20 protein-coding genes are annotated in these 21,229 nt (G+C 33.1%); 15 read left to right on the top strand and 5 right to left on the bottom strand.

Annotated elements, in window-relative coordinates; genetic code table 11:
• Positions 1 to 193 precede the first annotated feature (193 nt).
• Genes LNP27_RS10865 through LNP27_RS10855 form a run of 3 tightly spaced genes read left to right on the top strand, consistent with a single transcriptional unit; the run spans position 194 to position 1,823 of the window.
• Positions 194 to 1,099, top strand: a complete 906-nt coding sequence (locus LNP27_RS10865) for a globin domain-containing protein (protein ID WP_229941628.1) — start codon at positions 194 to 196, stop codon at positions 1,097 to 1,099.
• 39 nt (positions 1,100 to 1,138) lie between these two features.
• Positions 1,139 to 1,393, top strand: coding sequence for a ferredoxin reductase domain-containing protein (locus LNP27_RS10860; RefSeq protein WP_229941627.1), 255 nt, complete (start codon positions 1,139 to 1,141; stop codon positions 1,391 to 1,393).
• 10 nt (positions 1,394 to 1,403) lie between these two features.
• On the top strand, positions 1,404 to 1,823 hold the full coding sequence (locus tag LNP27_RS10855; RefSeq protein ID WP_229941626.1) for an Rrf2 family transcriptional regulator: 420 nt from the start codon (positions 1,404 to 1,406) through the stop codon (positions 1,821 to 1,823).
• Between the two features lie 34 nt (positions 1,824 to 1,857).
• Here LNP27_RS10855 and LNP27_RS10850 read toward each other — a convergent pair whose 3' ends face one another.
• Positions 1,858 to 2,808: a PhoH family protein gene (locus tag LNP27_RS10850; protein ID WP_229941625.1), complete on the bottom strand. Its 951-nt coding sequence runs from the start codon at positions 2,806 to 2,808 to the stop codon at positions 1,858 to 1,860.
• Between the two features lie 157 nt (positions 2,809 to 2,965).
• On the opposite strand from LNP27_RS10850, the gene LNP27_RS10845 reads away from it, so the two are divergent.
• The 5 genes from LNP27_RS10845 (at position 2,966) to dnaN (ending at position 7,891) form a co-directional block, all read left to right on the top strand.
• Positions 2,966 to 3,805 carry an SAM hydrolase/SAM-dependent halogenase family protein gene (locus LNP27_RS10845; protein WP_229941624.1) on the top strand — a complete coding sequence of 280 codons (840 nt, stop codon included), beginning with the start codon at positions 2,966 to 2,968 and terminating at the stop codon, positions 3,803 to 3,805.
• A gap of 92 nt (positions 3,806 to 3,897) precedes the next feature.
• Complete coding sequence (locus tag LNP27_RS10840; protein WP_229941623.1) at positions 3,898 to 4,194, top strand: putative quinol monooxygenase; 297 nt, start codon at positions 3,898 to 3,900, stop codon at positions 4,192 to 4,194.
• Positions 4,195 to 4,257: 63 nt separating this feature from the next.
• Positions 4,258 to 4,983, top strand: a complete 726-nt coding sequence (gene gldF / locus LNP27_RS10835) for a gliding motility-associated ABC transporter permease subunit GldF (protein WP_229941622.1) — start codon at positions 4,258 to 4,260, stop codon at positions 4,981 to 4,983.
• Positions 4,983 to 6,668: a gliding motility-associated ABC transporter substrate-binding protein GldG gene (gene gldG, locus LNP27_RS10830; protein ID WP_229941621.1), complete on the top strand. Its 1,686-nt coding sequence runs from the start codon at positions 4,983 to 4,985 to the stop codon at positions 6,666 to 6,668. Before gldF ends, gldG begins: the two co-directional genes overlap by 1 nt.
• A 104-nt stretch (positions 6,669 to 6,772) precedes the next feature.
• Positions 6,773 to 7,891 carry a DNA polymerase III subunit beta gene (gene dnaN / locus LNP27_RS10825; RefSeq protein ID WP_229941620.1) on the top strand — a complete coding sequence of 373 codons (1,119 nt, stop codon included), beginning with the start codon at positions 6,773 to 6,775 and terminating at the stop codon, positions 7,889 to 7,891.
• A 376-nt stretch (positions 7,892 to 8,267) separates the two neighbouring features.
• Here dnaN and LNP27_RS10820 read toward each other — a convergent pair whose 3' ends face one another.
• The 3 genes from LNP27_RS10820 to LNP27_RS10810 form a co-directional block, all read right to left on the bottom strand.
• A complete protein-coding gene (locus LNP27_RS10820; protein ID WP_229941619.1) occupies positions 8,268 to 10,040 on the bottom strand; it encodes a MutS-related protein in 1,773 nt (590 codons plus the stop codon).
• A 135-nt stretch (positions 10,041 to 10,175) separates the two neighbouring features.
• The gene (locus tag LNP27_RS10815; RefSeq protein WP_229941618.1) at positions 10,176 to 11,009 is read right to left on the bottom strand and encodes a universal stress protein; all 834 of its coding nucleotides are present in this window, start codon (positions 11,007 to 11,009) and stop codon (positions 10,176 to 10,178) included.
• A 71-nt stretch (positions 11,010 to 11,080) separates the two neighbouring features.
• Positions 11,081 to 11,911: a universal stress protein gene (locus tag LNP27_RS10810; RefSeq protein ID WP_229941617.1), complete on the bottom strand. Its 831-nt coding sequence runs from the start codon at positions 11,909 to 11,911 to the stop codon at positions 11,081 to 11,083.
• A 178-nt stretch (positions 11,912 to 12,089) separates the two neighbouring features.
• Here LNP27_RS10810 and mnmE point away from each other — a divergent pair, with 178 nt between their 5' ends.
• Positions 12,090 to 13,493, top strand: a complete 1,404-nt coding sequence (mnmE, locus tag LNP27_RS10805) for a tRNA uridine-5-carboxymethylaminomethyl(34) synthesis GTPase MnmE (protein ID WP_229941616.1) — start codon at positions 12,090 to 12,092, stop codon at positions 13,491 to 13,493.
• 149 nt (positions 13,494 to 13,642) lie between these two features.
• Entirely contained in the window at positions 13,643 to 13,861 is a 219-nt protein-coding gene (locus LNP27_RS10800) for a hypothetical protein (RefSeq protein ID WP_229941615.1), read from the top strand.
• Here the strand turns inward: LNP27_RS10800 and LNP27_RS10795 are convergent.
• A complete protein-coding gene (locus LNP27_RS10795) occupies positions 13,847 to 14,617 on the bottom strand; it encodes a hypothetical protein (RefSeq protein WP_229941614.1) in 771 nt (256 codons plus the stop codon). The two genes, LNP27_RS10800 and LNP27_RS10795, sit on opposite strands and share 15 nt — an antisense overlap.
• Positions 14,618 to 15,068: 451 nt before the next feature.
• On the opposite strand from LNP27_RS10795, the gene LNP27_RS10790 reads away from it, so the two are divergent.
• The 5 genes from LNP27_RS10790 to LNP27_RS10770 all read left to right on the top strand — a co-directional run bounded on the left by LNP27_RS10790 (position 15,069) and on the right by LNP27_RS10770 (position 21,227).
• Positions 15,069 to 16,643, top strand: a complete 1,575-nt coding sequence (locus LNP27_RS10790; protein ID WP_229941613.1) for a type I restriction-modification system subunit M — start codon at positions 15,069 to 15,071, stop codon at positions 16,641 to 16,643.
• Positions 16,644 to 17,651: a virulence RhuM family protein gene (locus LNP27_RS10785; protein WP_229941612.1), complete on the top strand. Its 1,008-nt coding sequence runs from the start codon at positions 16,644 to 16,646 to the stop codon at positions 17,649 to 17,651. It abuts the gene before it with no gap.
• Positions 17,651 to 18,844: a restriction endonuclease subunit S gene (locus LNP27_RS10780; protein ID WP_229941611.1), complete on the top strand. Its 1,194-nt coding sequence runs from the start codon at positions 17,651 to 17,653 to the stop codon at positions 18,842 to 18,844. The genes LNP27_RS10785 and LNP27_RS10780 overlap by 1 nt, the downstream gene beginning before the upstream one ends.
• Before the next feature lie 211 nt (positions 18,845 to 19,055).
• A complete protein-coding gene (locus tag LNP27_RS10775) occupies positions 19,056 to 19,433 on the top strand; it encodes a GxxExxY protein (protein WP_229941610.1) in 378 nt (125 codons plus the stop codon).
• 255 nt (positions 19,434 to 19,688) lie between these two features.
• The gene (locus LNP27_RS10770) at positions 19,689 to 21,227 is read left to right on the top strand and encodes a Fic family protein (protein ID WP_229941609.1); all 1,539 of its coding nucleotides are present in this window, start codon (positions 19,689 to 19,691) and stop codon (positions 21,225 to 21,227) included.
• The last annotated feature ends 2 nt before the right edge of the window (positions 21,228 to 21,229 follow it).

Here is a 21,229-nt window from a genome sequence, read left to right as displayed (position 1 = left end):
ACTAGTTTAGAAATACAGAATGCCATTTAACTTTTTATAATTTATTTTAACCAAAAAAAAGCAACACTATTCCTTTTTATGATTTTTATTTCATAAATAAATAGCATGATAATAAAGACATCTTAATTGTTGCGTTTTATATACAACAATTAGAATTAGTCTTTATATTTGTAAAAAACTTAAATAAACACTAATGAATACAAGTCAAAAAGAATTAGTAAAAGGAACAGTTCCCGTATTAAAAGCAAAGGGAAATGATTTAATCTCTTACTTTTATCAAAGAATGCTAACTAATAATCCCGAATTAAAAGATGTCTTCAACATAGCAAATCAAGCCAGTGGCAAACAACAAAATGCATTAACAGGAGCAGTTTTGGCTTATGCGGAGAACATCGATGATCCTACCGTTTTGATAAATACTTTAAAAGCAATTGGAAATAAACACGTGAGTTTGAACATAGCTGCAGAACAATATGATATTGTAGGAAATCATTTAATTAACTCTATTATTGAGGTTTTAGACACAGCAGCAACTACTGAATTAATTGAAGCTTGGACTTGTGCATACACTGAACTAGCCCAAATAATGATCCGTAATGAAGCCGATATGTATCAAAAAAATAGTCTCAAAAAAGGCGGTTGGAAAGGTTGGAGATCTTTTGTGATTTCTAAAATTGTTGCAGAAAGTGGCGAAATTAATTCCTTTTATCTAACTCCTGAAGACAACAAAGAAATAGCCGATTTTTTTCCAGGTCAATACGTATCAATAAGTACATTTATTCCAGAATTAGGACATAAACAACCGAGACAATACAGTTTGTCTTCCAATTCTAATAACGAATATTATAGAATTTCAGTAAAAAAAGAAATTGGACAAACCACACCTGACGGTATCGTTTCTAATGCATTACACGATAAAATAGTTGGTGATTTACTACAAGTTAGTGCTCCTGCAGGACTATTTTATGCAGATCCAGAAGCTAAAAATCCATTAGTTTTAGTAAGTGGTGGTGTTGGTCTTACGCCAATGATGAGTATGGTGGAAACCAATAAAAATGCATTGCAAAGAAACCAAACGGTTTGGATTCACAGTTGTTGAAATGAAAACGTTCATGCTTTTAAAGATACTATTGAAGAGTTGAACAACGAAAAAACATGGTTAAAATCTTTTGTTTTCTATGAAACTTTACCTGAAACAGAAACCAATGCTATCGAAGGAAGAATAGACCTGCAACAAATAAAAGAAGAAATTCTTATTAAAGATGCAAAATATTATATTTGCGGACCTGCGGTTTTTATTAAAGTGCAATATCAATCTTTAGTTGGTCTTGGAGTAAGCAGAGAAAATATACTTTATGAAGAATTTGGCCCACAATTATTAAGCCTTAACTAATATTACTTTTATGAAATTGAATCACTTTACTGATTTTAGTATGCGCGTTTTGATGTATTTAGATCAAAAAAAAGAAAATCAGCAAAGTTCTTTAGATGAATTGGCAACTGATTTTAAAATCTCGCGCAATCATCTTATTAAAGTGGTTCAATTTTTAGCTGCTAATCAACTGGTTCAAACCAAAAGAGGAAAAAATGGTGGTATTTTAATTTCAGATAAAGCCAGAGAAATTCTACTGGGAGATTTAATTCATCTCTTAGAACAAGATGATACACCGGTTGTAAATTGCGATTCAAAACCATGTGTTTTCAAATCACACAATTGTAAATTAAAATCAGTTTTCAACACCGCGTATCTCGCATTTATTCAAAGCTTAAATCAATACAAACTCTCTGATTTAGAATTTACAAATTGGAGCTCCATATTTTAAAACAAAAAAGACTTCTTGTGAAGTCTTTTTTGTTTTAATCATTATTCTCAATCATTTTGTAAGCGTCAATCACTTTTTTGACGAGTCGGTGGCGTACAATATCTTTATCATCCAGATAAATGATTCCTATACCTTCAACATCTTTCAAAACCAACAGAGCTTCTTTAAGTCCTGAAATAGTTCTTCGCGGTAAATCTACTTGACCTGGGTCACCAGTAATCATAAACTTAGCACTTTTGCCCATTCGAGTCAAAAACATTTTCATTTGGGAATGCGTTGTGTTTTGAGCTTCATCTAAAATTACAAAAGCATTATCAAGCGTTCTTCCTCGCATGAATGCCAATGGAGCTATCTGTATAACTCCTTTCAAGATATAATCCTCGAGCTTTTCATTAGGTAACATATCGCGCAAAGCGTCATATAAAGGCTGCATATATGGATCCAGTTTTTCCTTCATATCTCCTGGAAGAAAACCAAGGTTCTCCCCTGCTTCAACTGCTGGACGTGTCAGAATAATGCGTTTTACCTGCTTTTCTTTGAGTGCCTTAACAGCCATCGCAACTCCTGTATAGGTTTTTCCTGTTCCAGCTGGTCCAACTGCAAAAACCATATCGTTTTTCTCCATCGTGTCAACAAGTAATTGTTGATTAGGCGTCATTGCTTTTATAATCTTCCCGCCTACACCATGTACTAAAATTCTATCTTGGCCTTGGAATTTTCGGTCTTCTTGAGCGTCCCCTAGAATGACGCGCTCAATTACATTATTATCAATATTATTGTATCTCGTAAAATGCAGCATCAAACGTTGAAAACGTTTTTCGAACTCGTCTAAGACCTCTTTTTCTCCAAAAGCTTTTAATGTCGTTCCGCGCGCTACAATTTTCAGTTTCGGATAATATTTTTTTATCGTTTCAAGATGAGTGTCTTGAGCACCCCAAAATTCTTTTGGAGCGATGTCTATGAGCTCAATTAGTCTTTCGTTCAAATGAAATTGTTTTAAATTAAAATGAATCTATTAATTGCGGTATTAATTTGAATTAGTGTTTTGTTTTTAGCTTTTTTGAATTTACTATTATTAGCTTTGCACTTCTCAAATTTAATGAAATTTAGGTTTAAAAAAACTAATAGTTATAAATAAATTTATGTCAATAATTACCCTAACTACGGATTACGGCTTGAAAGACCACTTTGTAGGTGCGCTAAAAGGGAAGATTTTATCTGAACATTATGAGGCTAAAATTATTGACATTTCGCATGAGATAGATCCATTTAACACAGCTGAAGCAAGTTACATCATTAGCGCTTCATATGCTAGTTTCCCAAAAGGAACAGTTCACCTTATAGGAGTGGATATGGAAGCGAATAAAGAAAACCGACATATCGTTATGCAATGGAATGATCATTACTTTATTGCAGCAGATAATGGTATTTTAAGTATGCTTTCGCAAAAAATTATCCCTCAAAAAATAGTAGCTATAAATATTCATGGCCTTTTACCAACTGGTGCTGCTGATCTTGATGTTTTTGTAAAAGTAGCCTGTCATATTTCCAAAGGAGGTTTGATGAACGTAATTGGGAAGGAAATAAGTGCTATAAAAGAAGTCACACATCTCCATTCAGTTACTGCTGCAGATGGAAATTCGATTAAAGGAAATGTGATTTATATTGACCATTTTGGAAATGTGGTTACAAATATTTCTAAAAAACAATTTATTGAAGTTGCAAAAGGAAGGCCTTATGAAATTGAATTAAAAACTAAAAACATCAAAACAATTTTGCCTAGTTATTCGGCTGTAGCTATTTCTGATAAATATCCTATTAAGTCTTACGAAGGAGAAAAGTTAGCCATTTTTAATGAAGCTGGGTTCCTGGAAATCGCTATTTTTAGAAGCAATCCTGCTACTACAGGCTGCGCTGCAAGTTTACTTGGACTAAATCATAGATCTATTATTAATATAGTATTTGGTACAGTCAAAATATAATTTTAGCAAGTAGTTTTAATTTTTAATAATAGTAAATGCAAATAGCTGTAGATACAAATTCTTGAGTTCCAAATCTAAAATCTAAAATAAAAATGTTTGTACGTATTGTAAAATTGAGTTTTCATGAGGAAAATATTCCTGCTTTTCTAGAAAATTTCGAGCTGAACAAAAATAAAATACGAAATGCTACAGGAAATCGTTTCTTAGAATTGTATCAGGATAAAAACAATAAAAGTATTTTCTTTACTTACAGTTATTGGGAAACTGAAGTGGATTTAGAAAACTATAGAAATTCAGAGCTTTTTAATGAAATTTGGAGTTTTACCAAGAAATTATTCAATGATAAACCAGAAGCATGGAGCGTCGATAAATTAGCTTCTTTAGTTTAAATATTTTAAATAATAGTAATAACACAAAGAGGGTCAAATTGCTTCTTTCCTCACAATGACATTATGAAATCAATAGTATTACGCGAAATAAAATCTTTTTTTGGCTCACCCATTGGCTATTTAGTAATTGCCATTTTTCTACTTATGAACGGTCTATTCCTGTGGGTTTTCGAAGGTGAATATAATATTTTGAAAACAGGTTTTGCTGACATGACTCCGTTCTTCACTTTGGCACCGTGGATATTAATATTCTTGATTCCAGCTGTAACCATGCGAAGTTTTTCGGATGAAAAAAAACAAGGAACACTAGAATTATTATTTACTAAACCATTATCTATTTGGCAAATCGTAAATGGAAAATTCCTTGGAGCTTTACTTTTAATCCTAATGGCAATTGTACCAACATTTATATATGTTTGGACAATTTATGGCTTAGGAATGCCGGAAGGCAATATTGATATGGGAAGTACAATTGGCTCTTATTTTGGATTGTTATTCTTGATTTCAGGTTATTCCTCAATTGGAATCTTTACTTCTACTCTTTCTGAAAACCAAATTGTAGCATTTATTGTTGCTGTTTTTCTATGCTTTTTTCTGTACTTTGGATTTGAAGGTTTAGCAACGGTTGTTCCAAATATTTCAAACTTTATTTCAGCTTTAGGGATGCAAGATCATTACAAAAGTATGAGCCGAGGTGTAATAGACACTCGAGATATCATCTATTTTGTAAGCATTACAATTGCATTTCTTTCGTTTACTGTTTTTAATCTAAAATCTTTTAAATCGTAATGAAGACAGCTAAAAAAAACAATATAAAATCAGTTGCAATCATAATTGCTGTTTTACTACTTTTAAATTTTATAGGCAGTTCCCTCTTTCATCGTTTTGACTTAACAAGTGATAAAAGATATACACTTTCTGCTACTTCCTTGAACATTATCAAACAGGTAGAAAACCCTTTGTACATAAAGGTTTATATGCAAGGAAACCTTCCTGCTGAATTCAAGCGTTTGCAACAAGAAACCAGGCAATTACTTGAAGAATTTCAAGCGTATAACAAAAACATAATTTTCGAATTTGTAAATCCATTGGAAAACAAAGACGAAAGTATGGATCAGATAAAAGATTTGTATCGCAAAGGTCTAACTCCCGTTAACATAACGGTTGATGACAAAGGGAAACAATCACAGGAAATGGTTTTCCCTTGGGCAATTGCCGTTTACAACAACAAGGAAGTTAATATTCCCCTACTAAAAAACATAATGGGTGCTTCAACTACTCAAAAAGTGATTGGTTCAGTGCAACATCTCGAATATTCTATAGCTGAAGGTTTGAATAAAATTACTAAAGCCAAGCAAAAGAAAATTGCAATCATTAAAGGAAATGGTGAATTAAAGGAAATTGTAATGGCTAAATTCCTAATGCAAATTCGCGAAAGTTATTTCATAGGACCATTTACATTAGATTCAGTAGCTAAAAATCCGATGGGGAGTTTGCAAGCTTTAGAGAAATACGATCTAGCTGTTATTGCTAAACCTACCGAAACTTTTTCGGATGAAGAGAAACAAGTTTTAGACCAATTTATCATTAATGGAGGAAAAACGTTATGGTTGATTGACCAAGTTTCCGCAGAGATGGATAGTTTATACAACTCGTCAGGAAGTACATTAGCTTATCCTCGAGATTTGAATTTGAACGATATGTTTTTTAAATATGGTATCCGAATCAATCCAGATATTGTAAAAGATGAACAAGGAAGTCCAATAAAATTAGCTACTGGTGAAGCTGGAAGCGCTACTCAATACCAGCAATTCAATTGGAAATTTGCACCGCAGGTATATCCTAAAAGTTCGCATCCTATTGTGAAGAATTTAGGTGGAATAAAATTTGATTTTGCCAATCCTATCGATACTTTGAAAAACGGAATTAAAAAGACCGCTTTGCTTCAATCATCGCCTTATTCGAAAAAAATAGGTACGCCGGCAGAAATAAACCTGAATAGTGTTTCAGAAGAAACAGAGCCCAGTGATTACGTAAATAAAGGAAATCTTCCACTTTCTGTTTTACTCGAAGGTTCGTTTCATTCTATGTTTGAAAACAGGGTTTTACCTTTCGAACAAAAATCATTTAAAGCGTCTGGAAAAGCTAATAAAATGATTGTCATCTCTGATGGTGATTTGATAAAAAATCAATTAGATAAAAACTTTCAACCGGTTGAATTGGGCTACGACCAACGTTCCGGCAACTTGTATGACAATAAAGATTTTTTGATAAATTGCGTTAATTATCTGCTGGACGACAACGGACTTATTAACATTCGAAGTAAAGATTTAAATTTACCTTTATTGGATAAAGAAAAAGTTTACGCAAACTATACGCAAACGCAACTCATAACTATCGGACTACCAATAGTGATTTTACTACTTTTTGGTGCTGTTTTTACATTTATTAGAAAAAGAAAATACAGTAAATAGATGTTGATAAAAAAATTGTGAAACTAGAATAGTTTAAGATATATTTGTACACTACTACGTATTTAACTTTTTTGTGAAGTACGTTCTAAAATAAAACAAAACAGATGAAATTTATAATATCGAGTTCGTACTTATTAAAGCAATTACAAGTTTTAGGTAACGTTATTAACAGTAGCAACACTTTAGCTATTTTAGATAACTTTTTATTTGACTTAGATCACAAAGTATTAACCGTTTCTGCTTCTGATTTAGAGACTACTATGTCTGCTACTTTAGAAATTGACTCAGAAAGTAAAGGTAGTGTTGCTGTTCCTGCAAAATTACTTTTGGAAATCCTAAAAACTTTCCCTGAACAACCCTTAACATTCACAGTTGAAGAAAATAGCACTATAGAAATTAGTTCTAATTCTGGAAAATATGCGCTAGCGTATGCTCCCGGAGACGAATTTCCAAAATCAGTTAACTTAGACGATCCATCTGTAACGCTTGTGCCTGCTGATGTTTTAGCAACAGCGATAAGTAAAACTATATTTGCTGCTGGTAATGACGATTTACGCCCAGTGATGTCTGGAGTGTTCTTTCAATTTTCACCGCAAGGATTAATTTTTGTGGCTACTGACGCTCATAAATTAGTAAAATACGCAAGAACTGATGTAACAGCTTCTCAAGTTGCGGATTTTATTATGCCAAAAAAACCTTTGAATATCTTAAAGAATATTCTTGGAACTTCTGATGCTGAAGTTAAAATAGAATACAACGATTCAAATGCTACTTTCTCTTTTGACAACTACGTTTTAATGTGTCGTTTGATTGATGGAAAATATCCAAATTATGAAGCGGTAATTCCAAAAGAAAATCCAAATAAATTAATGATTGACCGTTCTCAGTTTTTGAGTTCTGTGCGTCGTGTAGCTATCTTCTCAAACAAGACTACACACCAAATTCGTTTAAAAATTGCAGGTGCTGAACTGAATGTTTCTGCTGAAGATATCGACTATTCTAATAAAGCGGAAGAAAGATTGACTTGTGATTATCAAGGGGATGACATGCAAATAGGCTATAATTCTCGTTTTTTGACTGAAATGTTGACTAACTTGCAATCAGACATGATTATGCTGGAAATGTCTTTACCAAACAGAGCTGGAATTCTAACTCCTGTAGACGGACTAGAAGAAGGCGAAACAGTTACTATGCTGGTAATGCCAGTAATGCTAAATAGCTAATCAGCGCATTTAGCTCTTAAAATACGCTATTAACCAAACCATTTTTTTATATTTAAAAAAGCCGTTTCGATTTCTCGAAACGGCTTTTTTGCTTTATCATCTTTCTATTTCTACATTTTTCTACTTTGGTTTGTCATGCTGGAAACGTCTCATTTCAGTTCCTTTCGAAAAATCAAAAAACAGCGTTCCAACAGCGCTCAGCGAGCCATTTTTTTTTTGATAATATATAAACACAAATAGTATTAAATTGCAAAACCTTGTAACTTGTACTTCGAATCTCGTACCTAGCACCTCGTATTTCGTCTTTTGAATTCCCCCATTCCACGTTCATAAATCTAACCTCGTAATTCGTAGCTCATACCACTTACATCCCTCTCTAAATCACTCCCATTTTCTTCATTAAAAAAGAAGCACTTCTATTTTTACAAATCCCATCACGTAGTTTATAGTCAAAATGCAAATCATCATTAATAATTTCGACCTCAAAGCATTTATTAGTCAATATATTTGGATAATCACTAGTTGTTAGGCAAACCTCAATATCATGCGTAGCAATTGCTCCTATAGCTTTCTTGCTTATTATTTTTTTTACCACCTCAATCGTACCGTTTCGCTTATCATCAGAATTAGTTCCTCGCAATATTTCATCTAATAATACAAAGGCTGGTTGGGTTTCTAATTCGTCCATAATCTGCTTTAAGCGTTTGATTTCAGCAAAAAAGTACGATTCACTATCAGATAATGAATCAGATAATCGCATCGAAACTAAAACTGGCAACGGATGCACATTTGCCTTACTGGCGCAAACTGGAGCTCCCATTCCTATCAAAACCATATTGATACCCAAACTACGCAAAAATGTACTTTTCCCCGACATATTAGAACCAGTCAAAATCATAAAAGATTCGGGATAAAAACGTACATCATTCCCTACTCTAGTAGTTTCATTTATCAAAGGATGGCTTAGATTTGTAAATTCAATTTCATAATTAGTATTTAATTTTGGGTATACAAAATCAGGATTGTTATAAGATAGATTAGCCAAGCTGTTTAACATTTCAAATTCTCCTATTACTTGCAACCAATCCTCCAGTGCTTCGGTATGATCCTTTTTCCATTGCAGCAACGATTTAAAAATATGCAGATTAAAAAGAAAAGTTCCGTTGAACAGAACTGCGGTTACCAAATTACCAATGGTATCCATGTTAGAAAATAAACTAGATAAATGTTTAAAATGTATGCTTGCATTTTCTTTTTTGAAGGTTAACTTTTTTTGCAAATTGATAAGCATTTCAGATTCAAAAGTTTCCTCTTCAATTTTCTTTAGCAACAAACTGTACTGATGAATTGTTTTGTCAATATTCGAAGAATTCGCAATTTCTAATTGAATACGCTTTGTAACCATACCCAATACGACTAAATTTAAAACAAATAAATAAGACAAAACAGACACAAAAGTAACATTTGAAGTTACTACGTAGGCAATTAACGTTGCCAAGAAAAGTATGGGTGAAAAATAGGAAATAAAGACCAAAAACTTTGACAAAGGCGCACTGTTAAACAAACCCCATTTCAGTAAAGTTTCATAATTGGATTGACTGTCATTACTAATTTTGGCGAAAGCCAGATACTCCTGACGCCAATCTAACTTCTCTGTTAACTCTTTGACCGCAGCATGATTATTCAAAATTTCGTCATTTGGCAGAAGAGTAAGCAACTTGCTCGCTAATGTTTTTTTACCAATATAAGTTGCCGTTCGATTCAAATTTTGAAAAAGAGAATGGCCCCCAAAAATGTCTAAATCATACGCATAAGGATGATGGAAATCGTTGAATTCTATTCCGTTTTCAAAAGGAATTTTTTTTCTTTCTAGGTACACAATTTCATCGTCATTGATCGTATGCAAGGCTTGACTAACTTGTTTTTTGAATAGCAATTTAGAATGAATTCGCATCAAAACTATAAAAGTTATGAAAAGTAATACTGCTGCCCAAACATAAAAAATGGCAGAAGTTTTAAGATAATAATATATTGAAAGAAAAAAAAGTACAATAGAAATAAGCCTCAAAAAACTTATACTATTATACTTTTTGTTAATACTATTTAATTGCACTAAATAACCTTCTTTTTTCGCGTTGTAAATTTCCATTCCTGATTTTAATGAATTACAAATGTAAGCAAATTCGATTGTAAAAATCAATGGCAGTGTCAATGTCACAAGCAAAAATCAATTGCAATGACAAAAGTCTAAAATCAATGGCTATGACAATTGCAAAAATAAGATTTACTCTATAGGAATTGCTAAAATTGGAATCTCATTGTTTATAGCTATCTTTTTAGTCAAACTTGGATTCAAAATACGATCAAAGAAACCTCTTTTATAAGTAAGCATAGTTAATAAATCAATTTCTTTGTACATAATAAAATCTAAAATAACGGCCTCGACATCATCACTTTCTACAACATAAAAGTCTACGGGCTCATTAGCATACTCCTCCTCCCAACTTTTTATAGTTTGCGGGCTAACATCAGAACTGCTTGTTTTTACGTACAGACATTTCACTTTAGCCTTGCTTTTCTTAGCGATCTTCAAGACCATTTTTAATGCTATTTTATCTTTAGGTCGGAATCGCGTGGTGAATCCCATAATTTCTATTTTTTTGAACTTTGCATCTATAGGAACGCACAACATAGGAACATTAATCCCTGATATAACAGACCCTGCATTTGTTCCTAAAAAAAAGGATTCCCAACCTGTTGACCCCGCTGTGCCCATTACAACAAAATCAATATTTTCTTCCTTAATAGCCTGTTTAATATTATGAAGCAAATCGCCATCCATAAGCCTATGCGCCATTTTTATTTTATCCAATTTGCGCTCCTCAGCAATCGCTCGGAGCTTTGGAATTTCATTTTTAAACATATCAAATTGAGCTAACTCTATCGACTGATAAATATCGGCATAATTCTGAGGAAAATATTGGTCGTTAACCGCCGGAAGCTCAAAAGTATGTAACAAAATAATTTCAGCATTTACTTTATTTGCAAATTCTAAAGCATGTACAAACGCATTAGTTGCCGTGTCTGAAAAATCGGTGGGAAATAATATTTTTTTCATTTTTTAGAGGTTTTTATAGGTGTGTGTTAAATGTTGCAATAATTTAGAGAGGGTCAGTATGTAGTTATAAGCTAGTGAATAGCTAAAATAGGGATATTAATGTGAAGTGCCAATTTTTTTGAAAGACTACTATCAATAAGGTTTGCAACAAAGTTTTTGTGATGCACGTGCATAGCAAGCATATTTGCTTCTATTGACTTTATCGAATCTAAAATAATTCCTTCGATGTCATTACCTACTTTAGTAGAAAAAGATACGGATTTCTGGACTGATAAAGCCTTCCATTCTTCTAGACATTTATTTTTTATTCGATCTTGATTAGGTACAATTCTTAAGCAATCAACATGCGATTGAAATAATTGGGCAAAAGATAAGACCGTATTAAACGGCTCTATTTCAATTAAATCATACTGCGTTAGAAATAGAATTCTATCAATTAATTTGTATTCACAATCCTCTGGAATCAAGAGTGTTAATATACTTACTTCATTCATTACTTTGGTAGCAATTGTACCAAATAAGACATCTTTCAATCCAGTTGCGCCTTTAGTTCCCATGACAATAAAATCGAAATTTTTATTTTCGGCAAGTATTTTAATTTCATGAACTACATCGCCTAATATCAAGGCGTGGCTAATTTTGATATGACCTAAATTATTTCCTTCCGCAATTCGTCTTAATGTAGGAACCTCCTGTTTGTAATTTTCAAAGTTACTAAGCTCATTAACGTCATATATTTCTCCTAAATACTCTGAAACATTGATATAATTAGCTTGCGGCATTTGGTAGAAATGTACTGTAACTATTTCGGCATGAATAGAGTCAGCCAATTTCAATGCATATATAAATGCATTCTTAGCAGCTTTAGAAAAGTCAGTAGGAAAAAGTATTTTCTTAGACATTAAATTCAATTTATTGATTATCAACTAAATATATAAAAATACAAAACAAAAAAGGAAAATAGCATGATAAATATCAGTTTAGCATTTTTTTACCAGAACACATTAATTGAATCGATTATAAATTGAGTCTTGTCGCCTTATCTATTTTACCTATTTTTGCATAAAATTGAATACAAGTATGATACCCAATGATTCCATAGTAGCACTTGCAACTCCTTCAGGAGCGGGAGCTATTGCCATAATTCGTATTTCTGGCCAAGATGCCATTGCTATAGGAAACTCTGTTTTTAAGTCGATTAAAAATAAGGAATTAACCACTCAAAAAACACATACCTTACATTTAGGACACATAATGGATGGTTCCAAGACTCTAGACGAAGTCTTAGTATCACTATTTAAAGGTCCAAATTCCTACACAGGCGAAAACACGATCGAAATTTCGTGTCATGGTTCTACCTACATTCAGCAGCAAATTATTCAGCTATTACTTAGGAAAGGCTGTCGAATGGCAGATCCAGGTGAATTTACACTAAGGGCATTCCTAAACGGAAAACTAGATTTATCACAAGCAGAAGCTGTAGCTGATTTGATTTCGTCCGACAATGAAGCCTCACACCAAATCGCTATGCAGCAAATGCGTGGCGGTTTCTCTAATGAAATAGCCAAATTACGAGAAGAGCTATTAAATTTCGCTTCTTTAATAGAACTCGAACTCGATTTTGCCGAAGAAGATGTAGAATTTGCCGATAGAGCTCAATTTCATGAATTATTAAACCGAATCGAATTTGTTCTAAAAAGATTGATAGATTCCTTTGCAGTAGGAAACGTAATAAAAAATGGAATTCCTGTTGCAATTGTTGGGGAACCAAATGTAGGGAAATCAACGCTTTTGAATGCGTTACTAAACGAAGAACGCGCGATAGTATCTGAAATTGCTGGAACTACCCGTGACACCATCGAAGACGAATTGGTTATTGGCGGCATAGGATTCAGATTTATAGATACTGCCGGAATTCGCGAAACTCAAGATATAGTAGAAAGCATAGGAATTCGAAAAACTTTTGAAAAAATCGAGCAAGCTCAAGTAGTGATCTATTTGAGTCCCTTAACTCCAAAAGGAGGAACACTAGACAGTGAAAATATAAAACAAGTACAGCTGGAAATTGAAAAAATAAAAAATCAATTCCCGTTGAAACCTTTAATTATTATTGGCAACAAAAAGGATTTATATTCAGAGGAACAAATCCTAAATCTGCAAACTCAAATCCCAAATATCTTATTAATATCTGCTAAACAAAATATTGGTGTCGATAATTTAAAAAATAAATTATTATCCTTTGTCAATACAGGCGCATTGAGAAATAATGAGACAATAATAACAAATACAAGACATTACGATTCATTACTAAAAGCATTAGATGAAATACAAAAAGTAAAAAACGGATTAGAAAACAACCTTTCTAGTGATTTAATGGCGCTTGATATTAAGGAAGCTTTGTATCAATTTGGGACGATTACAGGACAAGTTTCTAACGATGAATTGTTAGGTAATATTTTTGCCAACTTCTGCATCGGGAAATAATTACATTTTCTTTAACTTTCCAATACTTTCTATTAGTTGACTCCCATTGATTTGGATGTGTTTTTACTTTCTTATATTATCTTTAGTTTGTACATTTGTTACACTTTAAGTACACCTTATCAAAAATAAGGTGTAAAAATGTACACCTTATGATAATTAGTTTAAAGAAGAAATTACAAAACGGTAAATTCAGTTTATATCTCGAATACTACAAAGGATCAACCGTAAATGCCGCTGGCAAACGTATTCACTTGAGAGATTTTGAGTATCTAAAACTATACCCACATCAAGACCCGAAAACTGCCAGCGAAAAAAAAGAAAACAAAGAAATTGATACTTTAAGCGAACAGATATTATCTATCCAGTAGATTATCTATTGCAAAATCATTCTCAAATTCTATTTTGAGCACCTGATTAAAATTGTAAGCAAGATATAATTGAGCTTCATGTTTAGCAATTTTTTTCCAGTATAAAAAAAGTTCTTCATTGGTTAATTTTAATTGATCTTCTGCCCTAGCTAAGTAATTGTACAGTTCTTCGTTTGATAAATCATCTTTTAAAACATTGATACTCCATTTCATTTTATGAAGTTCAAAAGAAAGAATGGTTTCCTTGAATTTATTTTCTTTTACTTCGATGAAGCTATAATCGCTTTCGGGATGAACAGTTAAAATCTTTGATTTATAAAGCGGACGTATGAAATCTTTGTGGTTTTTCCAGTTTTCTTTACTGGAAAACGGAACGATGTACGTTAAATCTTCAGATGACATATTTCTAACTAACATACCTAGCGTTATTCTCTCTTCAACCGAAAGTTTCTCAAACGAAATCTTCAATGCCCCCTCAGAATGCAATTTATTTAAAATGAGGTCTTTTTTAGCTTTATATTTCTTGATTAACTCTTGACGTTCTTGTTCGCAACAAGTTCTACATCGACAATTTTCTTCATTTGTATGGCCGCAGTTTCTGCACACAGGTTTATTGGCTCTCCAATCTCTATGATGTGGTACTTTAACAATTGCGCCACTACATAGAGTACATATTTCGCCTGTTTGTTTCAATGGAAACTGCTCTTCAAACTTATTGTTTTGAGGAAGTTTGTATTTTGTTTTTAAGGCTGTCATTGCAATCCGATCCTCGTATTATTCTTTCATTAAGGCGGTCATCTCGTCCTTTGATAGAAAATCAAATTTACTACCTTGTTCTTTAATTGGGTAATGATTCATATAGTGATTGTTTAAAATTACAAGTCAAATACTTTTTATATAATAATTAATAAATAGCTTTTATTAAGATTAATAAAACATATAGCTTAAACTATTACTTTATAGGTAATTAAAGGCATTGTTTTTTATTTCAAACGCAAATATATTACGAGAGAGGTATAATTAGTATTTACATTTAAAGCTTTTAAGACAGCTTATAAGCTGAAAGATCACTAAAAGGATACTATTAGAAACTAAAGGAAAACAAAAAAGTATGTTTTTTTTTACTTTCTTACAGTTCTCCTCATTACACTTCATTAAATATTCGATACTTTAGCATTTATTTTAATTCAAAAACAATACTTGCTTAATGGCAGCCGAACAAAAACAAAAATTAGAACAACAACTTTGGAATATTGCCAACACCCTACGTGGGAAAATGGATGCTGACGATTTTAGAGATTACATATTAGGTTTTATCTTCTACAAATACCTAAGTACAAAAATGGACTTGTATGCCAACACCATCCTACAACCAGACGGTTTAACTTTTCAGGAAATTGAAGGACATGCTGAAGAAGCTGCCTTATTAGAAGAAATCAAACAATTAGCTTTAGACAAACTCGGTTACTTTTTACTGCCGTCTGAACTGTTTTCCGAATTGGCACGAAGAGGAAATGCAGGCGGAAAAAACAATTTTATCCTGGGCGATTTATCCAAAGTACTCACGCATATTGAGCAAAGTACGATGGGTTCAGAAAGTGAAGAAGATTTTGGGAATCTGTTTTCTGACTTGGATTTAACTTCTCATAAACTAGGAAAATCAGAAGCGGATAAAAACGAACTGATTGTAAAGGTTTTGGTTCATTTGGACGAAATCGACTTTGATTTAGAAAATACCGATAGCGATGTGCTTGGCGATGCTTACGAATATTTAATTGGGCAATTTGCCAGTGGAGCAGGCAAGAAAGCAGGTGAATTTTATACGCCACAACAAGTCAGTAGCATATTGGCGCAACTGGTAACGGTGGGCAAAGAACAACTCAAAAGCGTTTACGATCCGACTTGTGGTTCAGGCTCGCTATTGTTGCGTGTGGCTAAGGAAGTAAAAGACGTAAGTGCTTTTTACGGACAGGAAATGAATCCTACTACGTACAACTTGTGCCGTATGAACATGATTATGCACGATGTGCACTACAAACGTTTTGATATTAAGAACGAAGATACGCTGGAACGCCCACAACATTACGATTTGCGTTTTGAAGCCATAGTAGCTAATCCGCCATTTTCGGCAAACTGGAGTGCGAGTCCTTTGTTTATGAATGACGACCGATTTTCGGCTTACGGAAAATTGGCGCCAAGTAGCAAAGCCGATTTTGCTTTTGTGCAACACATGGTGCATCAATTGGCTGATAACGGAACGATGGCAATTGTACTTCCGCACGGGGTTTTGTTTCGTGGCGGTGCCGAAGGTCATATTCGTGAGTATTTAATCAAAGAGAAAAATTATTTGGATGCCGTGATCGGCTTGCCTGCCAATATATTTTATGGAACGAGTATTCCGACTTGTATTTTGGTGTTGAAGAAAGACCGAAACCAGGATACTGAGCGAAGTCGAAGTATTTTGTTTATCGATGCTAGCCAACATTTCGAAAAGGTAAAAACTCAAAATACGCTTCGCAAAGAAGATATTGATAAGATTATTGACGTTTATAAAAACCGAAGCGAAGAAGCGAAATACAGCCATTTGGCGAATTTAACTGAAGTAGCAACCAATGATTACAACCTGAACATCCCTCGTTATGTAGATACGTTTGAAGAAGAAGATGCGATTGATTTAAAAGCGATAACTTCTGAATTGAGAGAATTAGCAACTCTTGCTAAAACGACCGATGCGACGATTGCGGATTTTTGTACCGAATTAGGAATTGAAACACCGTTTTAAATGATGGAAGAACAAAATGTCATCATATACAATACGATAGATGGAAAATCTTCGGTCGCACTTATGACCAAAGATGGTGCCGCTTGGATGAATCAAAATCAGCTTGCCGAACTTTTTGACACCTCTAAACAAAATGTAGGCCAACATATCGCAAGTATACTGGAAGACAAAGAATTAGAGGATAAATCAGTTGTAAAGAATTACTTTACAACTGCCTCAGATGGCAAAAATTATTCCGTTACTTTCTATTCGCTTGCAATGATTTTGGCCATTGGTTTTAGAGTGCGAAGTAAAAGAGGTACTCAGTTTAGACAATGGGCAAACCAAAACCTTCAAGAATATATGATTAAAGGTTTTGTGATGGATGATGAACGACTGAAAAACCCTAATGGCAGAGTTGATCATTTTGATGAATTACTGGCGCGAATTCGGGACATTCGAGCTTCTGAAAAACGATTTTATCAAAAAGTGCGTGATTTATTTTCATTGAGTAATGATTATGATAAAACCGACAAAGCAACCCAAATGTTTTTTGCCGAAGCTCAAAATAAAATTCTATTCGCTGTTACCGAAAAAACAGCTGCCGAAATTGTAGTTTCTCGTGCCAATCCAAACGATCCTAATATGGCATTAACGTCTTGGAAAGGTTCCGTGGTGCGGAAACAAGATATTTATATTGCAAAAAACTATTTGACTCCTGATGAAATAGATACCTTAAATCGTTTTGTTGTGGTATTTCTAGAAACTGCCGAATTAAGAGCAAAAAACCGACAAGATATTACAATGGATTTTTGGAAAACCAATATAGATCGGATTATTGAATTTAATGATAAAAAAGTGTTAGACCATAAAGGAGAAGTAAGTCACGCCCAAATGGAAGAAAAAGTGTATGCCATTTACGAAAAGTTCAATACACAACGAAAAAAACTTGATGCTCAAAAAGCCGATGCACAAGATTTAGAAGAGCTAAAGCAATTGGAAGATAAATTAAAAAACAAACGCAACTAATGGCTACGATACAAAATATACCAAAATTGCGGTTTCCTGGGTTTAAGGGAGAATGGGAGAAGATAAAACTAGGGAAATTAGCTGAAAAAATTGGTGATGGATTGCACGGTACGCCAATATATTCAGATGATTCTGATATTTGTTTTATCAATGGTAATAATTTAACTAATGGTAAAATTGAAATTACAGATAAAACTAAAAAAGTTGATTATGCCATTTTTAAAAAAAATGATAAAAGCTTAAATGAAAACACTATTTTAATTTCTTTAAATGGTACAATTGGAAATATTGCAAAGTATAATAATGAAAAGGTAATGCTTGGGAAAAGTGTTGGATATTTTAATTTTAAAGAAAGTACAAACTTTTATTTTCATGTTTTTCATACAGATAAAATTCAAAACTTTTTTATCTCGGAATTAACGGGTTCAACAATTAAAAATTTGTCATTAAAAACCTTAAGAGGAACTATTTTTCCTTTTCCATCCCCCCTCGAACAACAAAAAATTGCTTCTTTTTTAAGTGCGGTAGATGAAAAAATACAGCAACTTTCTCGCAAAAAGGAATTAGTAGAACAATACAAAAAAGGCGTAATGCAACAATTGTTCTCGGGCAAATTGCGCTTCAAAGATGAAAATGGAACTGATTATGCGGATTGGGAAAGCGTAAAAATGAATGAATTATTTTCGTTTAAACAAGGTATACAATGTGGTATTGAGGATCAGTTTTTAGAAAAATCAGATAATATGGAAAGATTTATTAGGATTATTGATTTAACAAGTGATAAAGAAATTCCAAGATTCATAAAAAACACAGACAAAGGAAATTTGATTTTTGAAGATGATTTATTTATGGTAAGATATGGAGTTCCAGGATTAATAGGTTATGGGTACAATGGAGTAATTGCAAATAATCTATTTAGACTGATTCCCAAAAAGAGCGTTCACAATAAGTTTTATTTGTATGTCTTAACACATTTAAAAAAAGACATTATGAATTTATCAAGCTCTACGACAATGCCAGCATTAAATTTCAGTTCATTGGGGGTATTAAAAATTCCTGAAATCGAAATTGAAGAACAACAAAAAATCGCCACTTTTTTATCGAGTATCGATGTCAAAATAGAAAGTACGAAGCAAGAAATCCATCAAATGCAAAGTTTTAAAAAGGGATTGTTGCAGCAAATGTTTGTCTGAACCATGATTAAATAGTCTGAACCATGATTAAAAGGATTAAAAGGAAAAAAAGGATTTCGTTAAGTGGCAATCAAGAAAATCATATTTCCGATAAATGTCTGAAACATGATTAAAAAGGATTTCGTTTAGTGGCAATCAAGAAAATCAGGGTCAATCAAGGAAATCAAGGTTCAGACAATAAGAAGAATCAAGATAATCAAAGTCAATAAATATGAAATATCAAGAAATTACTCAAAAGATTATTGGTGCGGCTATGGAAGTGCACAAAACTTTGGGAAATGGTTTTCAAGAAGTAATTTACCAACGTGCGCTTGAAATTGAAATGCATGCGATGGGTTTAAATTATCAGAGAGAATTTGAAATGGATATTTTTTATAAAAAAGAACGAATTGGCGGACGCAGAGTCGATTTTTTTGTTGAGAATTGTATAATGGTAGAGCTAAAAGCATTAATACAAATGGAAGATGTTCATATGGCACAAGCTATGAATTATTTGGAAGCGTATAATGTCGAGATTGGTTTGCTAATTAATTTTGGAGCAAAAAGTCTTCAATTTAAAAGAGTTCATAATAACAGTCTTAAGTCATAATTTTTCTTGATGGAAAGGATTAAAAAGGATTTTTTTTTGGAAAATTCAAGAAATTTAGAAAATTCAAAAAAATCAAGAAAATCAAGGTTCTGACATTAAACAAGAGTCAAGAAATGAATCAAATGCAAAGTTTTAAAAAGGGATTGTTGCAGGAGATGTTTGTGTAAGAATACCTGTTTTTGCATATAAAATTAAATAAATACCTAAAATTCCAAATAAATACCTATTTTTCCTTAGTGATTTAAAGACAACCCAATGATACACCAGCAGTATTCTCATAAAATAACTATTTTTCAAGGGAAGGAAACACCAGAAGAAGGAGTACTTGTAGGCTACGGTGCCTTACTAAATAGCTTGCAACTGCCAATGCCTTTTCCAGAGCAATTGGCGCTTATAAGCGAAAAAAGAAAAAGTTATAGTACGGCAAACTGGAAAGTATTTTCTTCCCGAAATGCTTTTGAAGATAGCTTTTACAAACACCTTGTATTTGCTTTAAAATACGAAGGAATCAATTTGTTGTTTTTCAAAAAACTCTTTGAAAAACTCACAACCGAAGAAGTATTGGCACTTTTAAAAATCGAGCCAACAGGTATATACAGCCGAAAAATATGGTTTTTATATGAATGGTTGCGAAATGAAAAATTAGACATTCCTGACTTAACGATTAAAAAAGCAATTCCATTAGTGGATGAAAAATTGCAATATGCTATTGAAGGCATCAGTTCGCCACGCCATCGAATTATCAATAATTTGCCTGGTTCGGTACTTTTTTGTCCTTTGATTCGAAAAACCGAAAAGTTAGAACAGTATATTCAGTCGAATATTGGGAATCAAAAAAACGCTTATTTAAAACGAATGCACAAAGATGTGCTACAACGTGCTTCTGCTTATCTATTGCTAAAAGATTCGAAGGCATCGTTTACCATAGAAGGCGAAAAACCTAGAAATAATCGCGCAGCACGCTGGGGAAATGCTATAGGACAAGCGGGAGTTAATCCTTTAACCATCGATGAATTAACCCGATTGCAACAATTAGTAATTGAAAGCAATCGCTTTACCCAAATGGGTATTCGAAAACAACAAGGATTTGTAGGCGATCGAGATCGAGAAACGGGCGAACCCATTCCAGATCATATTTCGGCTAAACAGGAGGATTTAGATTCCTTACTAAAAGGACTATTTGCAACAAAAGAAATTCTAGTCCACTCAAAATTAGACCCAGTTCTTGTGGCTACTAAAATAGCATTTGGATTTGTGTTTATTCACCCATTTGTAGATGGTAATGGTCGTTTGCACCGCTATATTATTCACCACATATTAGCAAAGATGCACTATTCAGAGCAAGGAATGATTTTTCCTGTTTCGGCATCTATTTTATCTCATATCAATGATTATAGCAAAACATTAGAATCGTATTCACATCCTGTTTTGGATCAAATTAAATGGAAAACTTCATCGGATAAAAACGTTGAAATCCTAAATGACACCATAGACTATTACCGTTATTTTGATGCAACCGCACAAGCAGAATTTCTTTACGACTGCGTTCAGGATACTATGGTAAATATTATTCCTGCCGAAGTCGATTATTTGCGTAAATACGATGAATTTAAGCGGTATGTTGATGATACGTATGAAATGCCAGATGATATGGTCGGGCTATTAGTTCGGTTTTTAGAACAAGGAGCAGGCATATTATCCAAACGTGCTTTGAATAGAGAATTTTCTGCTTTGGAAGAATCAGAAGTAAAGGAAATAGAAAGTACTTATCACGAAATATTTATAGAAGAATAACT

It is taken from the genome of Flavobacterium galactosidilyticum (assembly GCF_020911945.1).
Classification (GTDB): Bacteria; Bacteroidota; Bacteroidia; order Flavobacteriales; family Flavobacteriaceae; genus Flavobacterium; species Flavobacterium galactosidilyticum.
Note: the sequence above shows the minus strand (reverse complement) of the source record. Positions and strands in the feature narration are given on the sequence as shown.